Origin of the sequence: Gorillibacterium timonense, assembly GCF_001457415.1 — a bacterium.
Lineage (GTDB): Bacteria > Bacillota > Bacilli > Paenibacillales > NBRC-103111 > Gorillibacterium > Gorillibacterium timonense.
In genome coordinates, this window is the sequence record NZ_LN881724.1 from 544,870 (window position 1) to 559,619 (window position 14,750).

6 protein-coding genes are annotated in these 14,750 nt (G+C 56.6%); all 6 read left to right on the forward strand.

Annotated elements, in window-relative coordinates:
- Positions 1–6: 6 nt before the first annotated feature.
- Complete coding sequence (locus tag BN2684_RS15170; protein ID WP_058303006.1) at positions 7–888, forward strand: carbohydrate ABC transporter permease; 882 nt, start codon at positions 7–9, stop codon at positions 886–888.
- Between the two features lie 69 nt (positions 889–957).
- Complete coding sequence (locus BN2684_RS15175; protein ID WP_058303007.1) at positions 958–2,649, forward strand: extracellular solute-binding protein; 1,692 nt, start codon at positions 958–960, stop codon at positions 2,647–2,649.
- Between the two features lie 60 nt (positions 2,650–2,709).
- Complete coding sequence (locus BN2684_RS15180; protein WP_058303008.1) at positions 2,710–4,356, forward strand: hypothetical protein; 1,647 nt, start codon at positions 2,710–2,712, stop codon at positions 4,354–4,356.
- Positions 4,350–5,306, forward strand: a complete 957-nt coding sequence (locus BN2684_RS15185) for a DUF1861 family protein (protein WP_058303009.1) — start codon at positions 4,350–4,352, stop codon at positions 5,304–5,306. Before BN2684_RS15180 ends, BN2684_RS15185 begins: the two co-directional genes overlap by 7 nt.
- A gap of 402 nt (positions 5,307–5,708) precedes the next feature.
- Positions 5,709–11,891 (forward strand): S-layer homology domain-containing protein, encoded by a 6,183-nt coding sequence (locus BN2684_RS15190; protein ID WP_058303010.1) that lies wholly within the window; start codon positions 5,709–5,711, stop codon positions 11,889–11,891.
- A gap of 80 nt (positions 11,892–11,971) precedes the next feature.
- On the forward strand, positions 11,972–14,482 hold the full coding sequence (locus tag BN2684_RS15195; protein WP_058303011.1) for a discoidin domain-containing protein: 2,511 nt from the start codon (positions 11,972–11,974) through the stop codon (positions 14,480–14,482).
- Positions 14,483–14,750: the final 268 nt, after the last annotated feature.

Consider the following 14,750-nt stretch of genomic DNA (forward strand, 5'->3'; position numbering starts at 1 on the left):
ACACCTATGAAAAACACGGGCACTGACAAATTTCTGTCCGTTCTGTTCTATATTCTCTGCGCCTGCTTTGCGATTGCCTGCTTGTATCCCTTCCTGCTGGTGGTAGCCAGCTCGCTGACCGACGAAGTGGCGCTCATGAAAGACGGGTACCGACTCTTCCCGCAGCACGTTTCCTTCGCCGCTTACAAGGCTATTTTTAGCAGCAGCACCATTCCGGACGCCTATTTGGTCACAATCTTCGTCACCGTTGTGGGAACGGCGCTCAGTCTGCTGGTAACGAGCATGGCCGCCTATGCACTGTCGGGTAGAAGGCTCTATTATGCGGGAGGCATCGCGATGTTCTTCTACTTCACGATGCTGTTTAGCGGCGGGATGGTCTCCAACTACATCCTGGTCACCCGCTACCTGCACCTGTCGAATACGATTTGGGTGTACATCCTGCCGGCGCTACTGTCCCCCTGGAACATGTTCCTGATGCGCAATTTCTTCAACGACATTCCGAAGGAGCTGTTCGAATCGGTGAAGATCGAGGGGGCCGGGGAATTCCGCATCCTGCGCTCCATCGTGCTGCCGCTGTCTCTGCCGGCACTTGCCACAATCGGGCTGTTCTACGCCCTCGGCTACTGGTCCTCCTGGATGCCGGCCATGCTGTATATCGACGATACGAAGCTGTTCTCCCTGCAGTACATCATCATGCAGATCATTCGCAACGTCGATATGGCTCAAAGCATTGCCGTACAAGGAGCGCAATCCACGGCTACGCTGGCACCGGCCTACACGGTGCGGCTTGCTACCGCGGTTGTGACGGTAGGACCGATCATCTTCCTCTATCCATTCCTCCAGCGCTATTTTGTCGGAGGCTTGAAGGTAGGGGCCATCAAAGGCTAAACTCGGCCGCAAGGCTGGTTGGCATAATTGACTCATTCAGGTAAAGTACAGACTACGGGAGGGTTTATCATGATCAACAAGAAAGTGCGCACGCTGTCGCTCTTGATCGCGTTGTGCATGCTGCTCACGCTGCTTGCTGCCTGCAGCAAAGATTCGAACAGTGCATCTCCATCGGCATCCACGGCTCCGGGTACATCCACGGAGCCCGGTGCAACGAAGCCGGACCCGGTCACCCTGAACATCATGCTGTGGGGCGACAAGCCGAAGCAATTTGACGATGTGGTGAAGGAATTCGAGAACCGGACGAAGGACACGTTGAACATCAAGCTGAACGTGACGTTTACGCCTCAGGCGGATTACGTCAACAAGCTGAAGCTGAAGCTGTCCGCAGGTGAACAGGTTGACGTCGCTTTCGACGCACCCTGGATGAACATGAACGCTTTTATCGCTCAAGACAACTACACCAACCTGGACAGCTACTTCAACAACGACCAATACCCGGGCTTGAAAAAAGCTTTCGGCGAAAGCTACCTGGGCAACAACCGCTTTACCGGCGCAGACGGCAAGCTTCATGTCTACGGGGTTCCGCTCGGTCAGTACATGGGCGACCTGTCCACGGTCTACTACCGCAAGGATCTAGCCAAGAAATACGGCATGGACGACATCACGACCTATGATCAGCTGGTCTCCTTCTTCGACAAGGTGAAGGAAAACGATTCGACGTTGATTCCCTTCGTCATCAAAAACGATGGCAACTATGGAGCGCAAGCTCTGATCGACCTGAACAAGGCGCAGCAGGCTAAGTATGAGAAGGGGCTGTGGACCGTCGCTCTCGGACCGAACGTAGAAGGCACGGTCTTGATTGAGGACAAAAAAGTAAGCGCTCTTTCGATCTCGGGAGATAAAGTGGCGAACAAATCCAGCTTCCCGGCTCCGTTCAACCAACCGGATTACAGCACCTTCAACACGATCCGCGAGTTCCACGACAAGGGGTATATCGAAAAAGAACCGATCGTCCGCAAGGATGCAGGCGGCACGTTCTACGCTGGACGCGCAGCGGCAATGATGGAAGGCTTGTCCAACCTGGACAATGTCAAAACGCAGCTTACCGCCGGTGTACCGAATGCGGAACTGGGCTACTTCTTGACCTCGCAAACGGCGCGTGAACGCGTGCAGCCAGACCCGAACCAAGTTGTCGATTTCCGCGTCTGGAACTTCCTCGCCATTCCGAAGACTTCGGTCAATGCCGACCGTGCGATGGCTTTCATCAATTGGATGTTTGAGAGCCAAGACAACCATGACCTGTTCGAGCTCGGGATCGAAGGCAAGAACTGGGAAAAAGTCGGTGACGACAAATACAAGGTTCCGGACGGCGTAGATGCCAGCCAGAACTATGTGTTCCCGGGCTACATGCTGACCTGGAACCCGACCTACATCCGTCTCTCCTCGAATGTGCCGGACAATCTGGTCGACGCCTTCCGCTATGAGGCAGACGAGAAAACGTATGTGAAATCGGCACTGGCCGGCTTCGCCTTCAACCAGGATCCGGTGAAGAACGAGCTCGCCAACCCCGACTTTGCGAAGATTCCGTCGGAGGAGCTGCCCTATAAGCTCGGTATGGTGGCGAACCCGGTTGACGGACTGACGAAGCTGCAGCAAAGCCATGAAACCAATACGAAGCTGCAGAACGACATCGAGAAAATCAAGCAGGAAGCGATCAAGCAAATTCAAGCTTTCCTTGACCAGCAGACAACGAACTAACAAAAAATGCCTTCGGGACGGCGGTGAGACTGCCGTCCCTTTTTGAAGGAGGGAACGTGAATGATCCGCAAGGTTAACCAAATGCCGAATATGCCCGCTCCGTACAAGATGCGAGATTGGCGGGAGGTCAGCATCCAGTACGATCGTCTCGTCTTTGACTTTGAGGCACAAGGGAACTTCTTCCCGCTCATCTGGTGGGACCGCTCCCGTCGCAACGTGAATCGAGACACCTTCGGCCTGCCGTCGTATCTGGGGGCTTCCGGAGGGACGGAGAGCCATGAGGCCATCAATACGGTGGCGGCTGTTCTGGGAGCGACTCTCGCCGGTGTGGACAAGTTCAATCAGAACGGACACAACTGGGTGGAGATGCTGGAAGGCTATTTTACCGTGGAAAACGGCGAGCGCCTCTTTCTCAACCGAACCTTCCTCAAGGCGGGAAGCACCTTCTGGTACGAGCTCTATCCGCACATTCTGATATACGGACTTGCCGCCTGCTATCCGGAAGCGACAGGGCTGCAAGCCATCATGCGGGAGACGTCGACCAAGTGGCGGATGGCCTGCGAGTCGCTCGCAGCGGGGAGCGGGGTGCCCGATTTCAATCATCTGGCTTATGATTTCACTCTCGGTCATGCCGTGGACAACGAGCGGTGGAAGGAGCCGGATGCCGCCGCAGGCATGGCCTGGATTCAGTACATGGCTTATACGCGGTGGGGAGATGATCGCAGCCTTGTGGCAGCTCGTTCCTGCCTCGAATTTCTCAAACGCTTCGAAGGTAATTCGTTCTATGAAGTGCTGCTCCCCTTCGGCGCTTACATCGCGGCGCGGATGAACGCCGAGCTGGGAGATATGCACGACGTGAGCAAGTTGGTGAACGATGTGTTCGAAGGAGACAGCGCTTGCCGTCCCGGCTGGGGCGTCATCGCCGAGAACTGGGGCGGCTATGATTGCCACGGTTTGTGCGGCAGCCTGACCGATTGGGGGCAGCGATGGGACGCGGGTCCGCCGGAGGAAGGCTGGGCGGCGAGCGATCCGATCCGCAGCGGCTACGCCTTCGCCGCCAACACGTTCGCCTTGGCGGCTCCGCTCGTGCCGCTCGTCCGCTACGACAGCCGCTTTGCCGCCGACATCGGCAAATGGATGCTGAACGCGGCCAATGCGGCGCGGCTGTTCTATCCGCGCGCGCTTCCTGCGGAGCAGCAGTCCTGTGCCTTTTACCGGCCCGACCCCGACGACGTGATCGCCTACGAGGGATTGCGCAAGTGGTGGGATGAGCAGAGCCCCTACGCCACAGGAGACGCGATCCGCTACAGCTGGGGCTCTATCGATATCGGCCTCTACGGCTCGTCCCATGTCGGGATTTTCGGAGGAATCATTGAGCAGACCGAGGTAGAAGGCATCCTGCGGCTGGATTGCCTGCGCACTGATTTCTTCCACCAGCCGGCGTATCCCACCTATCTTTACTTTAATCCTTACGGAGAAGACCGTACGGTAGCCGCGAATTTGCCGCATCCCGGCATGCGCTGCTATGACGCGGTCACCCATCGGTTGCTGCCGATCCGGGAAGGTCAGCTGCTCATTCCGGCTCATGGGGCTGTGCTGACGGTCGTTTTGCCGGAAGACGGAGAAATAACGGACCGGGATGGCAAGCGGTATTGCAACGGTATCATCATCGATTATGCGATAGACAATGGAGGAACCTCATGCTAAACACATCTGTGCACATTCAAACCTGCCTTGAGATGCTGGAAGAGTACCGCGAGCGCCGCAGCGCGGCGACGGCGTCAAGCGCCCGCAAGCTCGAATTTGACCGCGTCGACGGGAAGGATGTCTACAACATCACCGCTCCCTTCGAAGACGAAGGAGAATGGAAGCTGGCCGGCCGGGTTGAAGGCCGGGATACGGAGTTCTCGGAGGTGCTGATCTTCCACCTGAACGGAGAAGTCTGGGAGCCGGATGCTCGCTATGCGCCGCTGCCGCTTCAAGATCCGTTCTACACTCGCATCGGCGGAGAGTTGATTCTGGGCGGCGTCTCCCTGATCCCGGACAAGGATGATCCTCATCGGATCGCCTCTTGGGTTACCGCTTTTCGCCGTGGTGCGGCTCTCTCCGGCTTAACTCCCTTCCTCACCGGCCCCGACCACATGAAGGACGTTCGACTGGTCGAACTGCCGGACGGGGAAATCGGGGTTCTGAGCCGCCCGCAGGGCGAGAAGGGCGGACGGGGAAAGATCGGCTTCACCCGTGCGTCTTCTCTCACGGCCGTTACGGCGGAGGAAATCGCCGCTGCGCCTCTGTTCGAGAGTATGTTCCCCGACGAGGAATGGGGCGGAGCGAACGAAGCCCATGTGCTGAAGAACGGGCTCATCGGCGTACTCGGCCATGTGGCTAGCTTCGATGAGGCGGGCGACCGCCACTATTACCCGATGACCTTCGCCTTCGATCCCGCGACGCGGAATCGGACGCCGATGAAGATCATCGCGGAGCGCGCCGATCTGCCGGCAGGACCGGCGAAACGTCCCGATCTCGCCGATATTCTCTTCAGCGGCGGGCTGATCCGCCATGAGGACGGCACGGCCGACCTGTATGTGGGGATTAGCGACGCGGAAGCGGGCGTGATCCGGCTGCCGGACCCCTTCCTGGAATACGAGGCTTTGTAAGTCAGGTTTTTTAAGGTTTCGTTAGAACACAGCGCTTCGAACAAGGCTGCGAGGACAAACGCTCGCAGTCTTTTTTTCGTTGCTTTGCGAAGAGTGAGCCGGGTTAACCGTGTCAGCAAACCAGCCCTGCAGACGGGAGCCAAGCTAATTAAGCAAGCCGAGCTGACCAAGCTAGCCGAGTTAACCAAGCTGACCGAGTGAAACGAGTCGTAGTTGATGTACACACCTCCGTTCGGTGTGGAAAGTTTTTCTCATTATGGCTGTTTTTTTTGCGCTGCTCGAAACCGAGGAAAAAAACAAGAGGAACCCAACAAGAGGACGAGTAACGCATGAACTCTTGGAACCGCTACGATTAAAGCGTTTACATAACCGCTTATTCAACAAACAGGAGGGGTAAAGGTGATGAAAAAAGCAGTTGCGCACTCCGCCTTGAGCGTGCTCATGGCGGTCTCCGTATTTACAGGCGGGGTGTCGCCGACATTTGCGGCCTCGGAGGGTGCGGGTGGAGGTGGACAACCATCCGGCGCGTGGGACGGGCAGAATGCCATCCGCTATCTGAACGATTGGCCGAACCTGCCGAGTCCGTTTTTTATCAGAGACTGGAAGGGAACGGCGAATGAATTCTACGATTTGGCGTTCGATCCCGCCGCTCTCGGAGAGAGTCTTCCGATCATAAAGACCTTTCAGGTGGATACTCCAACGAGCAGCGGTTTTACCGGTGAAACGTTCAGCATGCCGAGCTATTTGGGAGCCTGGAACAAAGGCAATTACGCATCCACTTACAATGTGCAGGTATCCGCAGACGGAACGGATTGGACGACCGTCTACACCACCAGCAGCGGCAAGGGCATTGCGGAAGACCTTACATTTGCTCCAGTAAACGGCCGGTATATCAAGGTGAACGCCTTGAGCGGGCCTGCTGGAGCCAAGCTGTTTGAAGTGATCGAGCTTCAAGCGTATGGCGGCGGGTCGGGGAATTTGGCTTTGGGCAAGTCGGCGTCGGCCTCTTCCGCAGGCTCGAAGAATCCGGCAGCTTATGCGACCGACGGCAATCTGTCCGCCGGTTGGAAATCAGACTCTGCTGCCAACGAATGGCTTCAGATTGACCTGGGCTCTGTCCAGCCGCTGGACAAGCTGTCCTTGCTATGGGCTTCGCCTTACGGCGAAGGAGTCAACTCGCTGGCCGCCGTCATGGGCGCGACCTTGATGGGGCGTGACATGACCACCTACAACGGCAAAGATTGGGTCAAGATGATCGAGAACTACTACAGCAAGACCGGCGGCAGAGGCTTTGTCACGAACGGACCTGCGGCGTCGGATTCCACGGAGAGCTTCTGGTACGATCTGTACCCGACTTTGCTGTTTACGCAAATTGCCGCTTTGTATCCCAACGCCGACAGTCTCAACGACAAAGCGCTCGATGTAGCCGACAGCTGGCTGGAAGCGCTTGCGGTTCTCGATCACAATTGGGATCACACCGGATTCTCTTTCAAGTCGATGGCGGTCACCGAAACCGGACGGTGGACGGAGCCGGACGCTGCCATCGGTGTCGCTTATCTGGAATACATGGCTTATCTGAAGACCGGTGAGCAGAAGTATTTGGATGCCGCAGCCAAATGTATGACGCAGGCGAGCGCGTTCGGCTACAATCCGCTTTATGAGATCGTCGGTTCCTTCGGCCCTTATTTGGCCGCTCGCATGAATGCCGACATCAATGGAGGTTTCCCGGTCAACAAGTTCCTCGATTGGGTATTCTCCGAAAGCTCTGATAGACGCAATGGATGGGGCACGGCGAACGGCCGCTGGGGAGCTTACGACGCCTACGGCTTGCTTGGCTCCACCAACGACACGAGCGGGTATGCCTTCGCGATGAACACCTTTGTCTCGGCGGGTGCGCTTGCGCCGGTGGCCCGGTACTCTCCGGAATACAGCAAGGAGATCGGTCGGTACCTGCTCCAGGTTGCCAACAATTCCAATCTGTTCTTCCCCGACGGTCTGCCGACATCCATGCAGACGAACGCCGAATGGTACGAGAAGACGGGGATCACTTCCATCGCTTATGAGGGAGTGCGCAACAAGGGGAAAACGCAGCCGTACGCCACAGGCGATTTTCCCGGCTATTACGGCATCTACAGCACAGCTCCGATCGGGATGCTGGCGGCGATAACCGAGAAAACGAATGTGGACGGCATCTTGAGGTTTGACTTGCTGAAGACCGATTTCTTGCATGAGAACGCGTATCCTACTTATCTGTACTATAACCCTTTTGAGACGGCGCAAACGGTCGATATCTCGGTTGGCACAGAACCGAAGGATCTGTACGATGCCGCGACAGGACGCTTCCTTGCCCGCGGTGTAACCGGAACGGCAAGCTTCGAAATGGCGGGCGATTCCGCCGTACAGCTCGTATTGGCGCCTGCGGATGGTACGCTGACGCAAGCAAGCAATCGGGTGATGATCGACGGGGTTACCGTGGGCTATCAGTCCGCATCCGTCTATGTTTCGAATCTGGCGAATGGCGACGAGATCACCGAAGCCGTTCCACTTCAGCTTCATGTTCGCTTGCCGGAAGGCGATTCCTTGCAGGAGCTTACGATCTCGTTCGGTGGAAAAACCGTCTATACGGGAACCGAAGTCCCCGAAGATCTGCGACTGGACCCGTCTCTCAACGGCAATGGCAAACAAAATCTTCTTGCGACGGTCACCTCCAAGAACGGCCTCAAGGCAACCAGCTCGATCGTCCTCACGGCTCGAAGCCATACGGGAGGAATCGCTTATTATGCAGGTGCCGATGACTTGGCTGAATGGAAAACCGACAATACCACCGTATCAAGTGACGGCAGCACGGCAGAACTAACGGTGAAGCCGGGCCAATCCTGGGGAACGTTGACTGGCGGCAGCTTCGAGTTGGATTTCAGCCGTCAGCCTCTATTGACGATTCAGGTGCAGGATACGACGAAGAACTGGGGCGCCAAGCTTGTCGATGAATCGACCGGGCAGCAGTACTATGTGCAGGGAGATGTCAGCAACGCCGGAGTCTTCCGCTATGAGCTGCCGGATGCTTTGAAGGTTTATTCTCAAACCGCCGACCTGTCGGGCGTGCGCAAGGTCCATCTGATTCTATTCGCGGCTGGCGGAGAAGGCTCGAAGACGGGATTCTCCAAGGTGGAGATCGGGTATGGCAAGGCGGATACCGCTTATGCGGCCGATGCGCAGGCGATCTCGCAATGGGAACCCAATCCGCTCATGCCTGCCGCTGCCAGCTTGTCCAACGACTCCTCCGCAGCGGTGATCACGGAGAATCACGAGGGGTATGGCAGTGCCGTCTCGCCGTTCGTACCGATCGATTTCAGCCGTGCTCCGCTTCTTACGATGAATGTGTCTGCAGTAAGCCATAACTGGTTTCTCAAGCTGCAAACCGCGGACAACGCAGATCAGAACGGGTACTACTTGAAGGGAGACAACAGCGAAACCGGTACGATCACATTGGACCTGAATGAAGTGCTAAGCGCCAATCATGCGAATGTATCGGGGCAAAAGCAGGTTCAGCTCTGGCTGGGCGCTTCCGGAGGAACGGGATCGAATGTGACTGTCAAAGACATTCAAATCACCTATCAGCAGCGGGGAGTCGAGTTGAACAAGGTCGTTCTGACAGCCGGAAAAAGCAATCTGTTGGAAGGTGAAGCCGTTCGTTTGGACGTATCCGGACAAATGAGCGACGGCACCGTGGCCGATCTGACCAACGCTCGTATGGTTTATACGAGCAGCAGGCCTGATGTCCTAGCGGTTTCGGACAACGGAACGGCTGTGGCATTAAAAGCCGGTGATTCTCTGGTTTCGGTTGCCGTCACGGTTGGGGATAAGACCGTCTTCTCTAACTCACTCCCGCTTCATGTCGGGTACCTGACGAACGCCTTCTCGGCCGAAGCTGTTGATATCGCCGGCTGGGAACCGAAAACCCCCGTTACCGTTGAGCTGGCGAATGATGCGAGCCAGACGGTAATCCGGGAGCAAAAAGACGGTTGGGCTATGCTGGCATCACCCTATTTTCCGATCGATTGGGACAAGCACCCCCAGATTCAGCTTCGGGTGAATGGAGTTGAAGGGAAATGGTTTATGAAGGTGCACACGGACGATCCCGCTGATGTGAATGGCTATTATGTGCGCGGAGACAATACCGATCTCGGCGTCATCTCCTTTGATCTTCTCGATGCAGTTAAAGCTTATCAGCCTGATGCGGTTCTGAGCGGCAAGCACATGCTCCAGCTCTATCTGGGTACTTCGGGCGGAAGCGGGGCAGAGGTCACGGTGAGCGGCGTACAGGTCATTTATCCGCCCGTACTCAGTTCCGTTCGCTTAACTGCCGACAAAACCAATTTCTCTGCCGGCGAGACAGGTTCGCTGCGAGTAGTTGGTACGATGAGCGATGGTTCGACAGCTGATCTGTCTGTAGCTCACGTCACCTATTCCAGCAGCAAGCCGGAGGTTGTGGAAGTGACGGAAGGCGGTCTCATCCGGGCGGGTCAAGCGGGAACGGCGGAGCTGTCGGCTGTCGTGACCTTGGGAGACGTAACAGTGGCAGCCGATTCCTTGACCGTCAACGTTTCGAACCGCATAACGGCGTTCAGCCAAACGGCAGCGGACATTCTTCGTTGGCAGCCGGTCGGCATTATGCCCGCAACAACTCGTTCGGACAACTCCGGTAACACGGTCGTTACCGAAAATAACGGGGGGTGGGGAGCGATAGGGTCCTCCTACTTCGATCTGGATTTGGACCGTTCTCCCCGTCTTACCATCGACATCAAGGATGTCAGCTCCAATTGGTTTCTGAAGCTGCACACGGACGATCCAGCGGATACCTACGGGTATTACCTGAAAGGAGATAACCGGGAAACGGGCAAATTTGACTTGAACGTAGCCGACCTCCTGTCATCGGAGGGAATGAGCGGCGTTCAGCATGTTCAATTGTGGCTGGGCGCTTCCGGCGGAACCGGAGCAACGGTTACAGTGGGTAGTCTGGAGATCACCTATGCAGACGCGCCGACGCCAACGCCGACACCGGAACCGTCGGAAGATCCGACACCAACACCTACACCGGTGCCGTCGGAAGACCCGACACCTACGCCGACACCAACACCAGCACCGTCGGAAGACCCGACTCCAACGCCGACACCGACTCCATCGGAAGACCCGAAGCCAACACCAACACCGACGCCGTCGGAAGATCCGACGCCGACTTCAACGCCGACATCAACGTCGAAACCGACACCGACTCCAGTTGTTACCGAATCGGAGGTACGCTTGGCATTAGCTGAATCGGCGATCACCCTTGACACGTCAGAGGTCGAGGGGCATGACCAAACCGTTGCAACCCTGCATGGAGAGGACCTGATTGCGGTCATCGATCAATTGCGACTGGCCTCTGTAGGGACGGATTCAAGCGTGCCGAAGGTGATTCGAGTGAATCTCGAGGGTACATCAACCGGGGATATCAAGGTCGTCATTCCCGCCAGCGCAGCCGCTTACGCCCAAAAGACACTGCCCAACGTCTTGTTATCCGTGTCCGATTCGGCCGGCGGATACCGCTTGCCTCTTGACGCGGTCGATCTGCCTTCCCTGGCAAAATCACTCGGAACCGATCTCGACAGCCTCACCCTTGTCATCCGCATCGCCAAGGTGTCGGAGCAGGACAGCGATCAGGTTCGAGCAAGCCTGGCGCGGGTTGGCGCAACCCCTCTCGCCGCTGCCCTTGACTTTACCGTCACGGCTGAAGCAGGAGGCCGACAAGCGCTCGTCACGAACTATGGCGGCACCTATGTGGAAAGGACGATTCACGTCCCGGCATCGGTCAGCCCAGCCCGTACGACCGCGGTCAGGATTGATCCTTCTACGGGCCAAGTCTCCTCTGTTCCCGCTCGGTTCCAGGCTGTGAAGGACGGAACCGATGTGACGATTCTGAGTACCAGCAACAGCAGCTATACCGTGGCTTCGGTAAACAAGACGTTCACGGATATGGACGGACATTGGGCGAAGGCCGACATCGAATTGCTCGCGTCCAAGCTGGTCGTGAACGGCACGACAGCGTCGCAATATGAGCCGGATCGGCAGGTGACGCGCGCGGAATTTACCGCGATGCTCGTTCGGGCTCTTGCTTTGGAACCATCGAGTGACGCAGCATCTCGGTTCCAGGATGTACGACCGGACGCTTGGTATGCAGGTGCGGTTAGCGCCGCAAGCGAAGCGCGTTTGGTGCAAGGGACGGGGCCGAACCGATTCGACCCCGACAGCACCCTCACGCGGGAGCAAATGGCCGTCATGACGGCCGCGGCTTTAAGCTTCGCGCAGCAGAGATCGGCTTCTGCCCCCAATGCAACCGCCGCGCTTGCCGGATTTGCTGATGCTTCTGCCATCAGCTCATGGGCAAGGGACGCGGTGGCCGCACTGGCCGAAGCTAAGATCATGTGCGGCGCATCGACCTCCGCATTCGAGCCTGGCTCCGCTGTGACCCGGGCGCAGGCGGCAGCCGTCGTGAGCCGTCTTCTGCAGCAGGTCTCGTTTCTGGATGGTCGGGACTCTATCGATTAACGCGAAACAGGCAGCCGGTTGGCCTTTCAATCGTCAACCGGCTCTCTTTCTCCATGCAAGCAATACCTAGGAGGCCATTCATGAAACGACTAACCAGAGGACTCACCCTCTTAACGGCTGTAAGCTTGGTCGGCGGTATCGTCACCGCCGGTCCCGTTGCGGTGAAAGCTGATTCAACGAGCCAACCGGTGACACAAAGCTCGATCCCGTATCTGGAATACTACGTGCCGAACAGCCCTGCTAATTATGTCATGAAGGACTGGTACAACACCGCGCGTGCTTTTGATTCGTTCGTATTCAACTTCACCCAATCCGGCACTAACTTGCCTGTAGCCGCTTGGGATGACACCCACTACAACATGAACTCCACCACCTTCAAAATGCCCACTTACATCACCGGCGCTCCTCACAACACGATGCCGGCAGACGGTGCGCAGGAAGCGCTCGCGGCTTTATCCGCCGTCCTCGGCGGCTCACTGGTGGGGATCGATAAGAGCAATCAAACGGGCAGCGGCTATAGCAACGTGAACTTTGTCCGCATGATTCAAACCTTCAAAAACTCGGAAGGGATCATCTCCAATAATCCGACCTCTCTCTCGGGCGGTCAGGAATTCTGGTACATGCTGACACCAACTTTGCAGTTTGCGGCTCTCGATTCTCTCTATCCCGGCGTAACCGATATGGATACGATCATGCGGACGGTGTCCGACAAATGGTATGACGCCATCGTCAAGATGGGCGGCGCCAATGTGAATTTCAACTATTACACGTACAATTTCACGACAAACGCACCGGTGACGGGACCGTATTCCCAACCGGACGCTGCCGCTGGCGCGGGTCTGCTCATGTATTACGCCTATCAAAAATTCGGGGATGCCAAATTTCTGAACGCTGCGACCTGGTGCATGCAGTTTTTGCAAAATCTTTCGTTTAACCCGCTCTACGAGGACTTGGCGTATTTTGCCCCGCTCCTGGGAGCGCGGTTGAACGCGGAGCAGGGTCAGAACAACGACATTGCTAAAATGCTCAATTGGACTTTCACGGACAGCGCTCCGAGCCAGCGTAAAGGGTGGGGGATGACCACCGGCAACTGGGGAGTAGCGGAAGCAAACGGCTTGCTCGGAAGCACGACGGACACCAAGGGCTATGCGTTCTCGATGAACACGTTTATCGGAGCCATGGGACTTGTGCCGGTGGCGCGTTACGATCAGCAGTATGCACGAGCGATCGGCAAGTGGATGCTGAACGCGGCGAGCAATTCCCGGTTCTTCTATGCCGACGCCCTGGATTCCACTCATCAGGATGGCCTTTCCTGGACGGGAGATCAGGGCCGAGTCGTGCCTTATGAAGGGCTGCGCCATTACAAGAGAGTTGGATATAGCACTCCGTATCAGATCGACTATAATACGTATCCATTCGCGACCGGAGACGCGGTGGGCTGGAATTTTGGCACCAATTTTGGCGTCTACTCGGGGGCCTTGTCCGGCGTGTTCGGCGGCATGATCTCGACGACGAACGTAAATAAGATTCTGCAGCTGGATCTGAACAAGGCGGACTTCTTCCCGGTGGACGGGTATCAAACTTACCTGTACTACAACCCTTATGAGACCAGCCAATCCGTCCAAATTGATGTGGGCGCAGCTTCGAAGGATCTGTACGATGCGGTGAGCGATACCAATCTGAAGACGAATGTCAGCGGAGTCCAATCCTTCACGATTGCCCCCGATTCGGCTGTCGTGCTGGTGCTGGCACCTGCAAACGGAACGAAAACTTACAGCGGCCAAACCATCTTGATCAACTCCAAGTTCGTCGGCCACCGCCCGGTGACGAATTTGGCATCCGGCAAGACGGCGACCGCCAGCTCGACGGTAAACGGCAACGTGGCAGCGGGAGTCACCGACGGCACGACGGCTACCCGCTGGGAATCGGCGACCAGTGATCCGCAGTGGATTCAAGTCGATCTGGGCAGCTCCAAAACCGTCGGCAAGGTCGTCCTGAACTGGGAAGCGGCGTATGCCAAAACCTATCAAATCCAAACCTCTCTTGACGGAACCAACTGGACGAACGTGTACAGTACAACGGCCGGTACCGGCGGGGTCGAACCGATCTCCTTTTCACCCGTGAACGCTCGGTATGTGAGAATGTACGGGACGGCGCGGGGAACCAGCTGGGCTTATTCCCTCTATGAATTCGGGGTGTATGCGCCGGATGATCTCGCGCGGAATCGCCCCGTATCCGCCAGCTCGACGGTGAACGGGAACCTTCCGACATTTGTAGTCGATGGCACGACGGCAACCCGCTGGGAGTCGACGGCCAGCGACCCGCAGTGGCTTCAAATCGATCTGGGCAGCTCGAAGACCGTCGGTAGAACGATTCTCCGCTGGGAAGCGGCTTACGGCAAAACCTATCAAATTCAGTTATCGACGGACGGAACAACCTGGACCAACGCTTACAGCACCGTCTCGGCAACGGGAGGGGTGGAGAATATCACGTTCACACCCACAACCGCCCGGTATGTGAGGCTCTCCTGCACGCAGAGGGGAACCACGTACGCGTATTCCTTGTATGACCTGGAGCTGTACGCAAACTGATGGAACTGCCTGTAAATCCGGGGGTCAAACCACCTTAATCATGTGGATTAGAATCGGCGCTACCTGGCATGAGAACAGGGCGTTGAACCCACTTTTGTGAGTGGACAGCATACCGGGTGTTGAGTTTCAGGGCATCGTATGCTATAGTTCTTTCAACGAAATCGATTGGAGTTGAAAAGATGGATAACCTTTCTTGCTAATGAATCTGGATAAGACAACGGAGCGAACGTTACCGTTTGTTTTATTATTCATGCAAGAAAGTTATCCT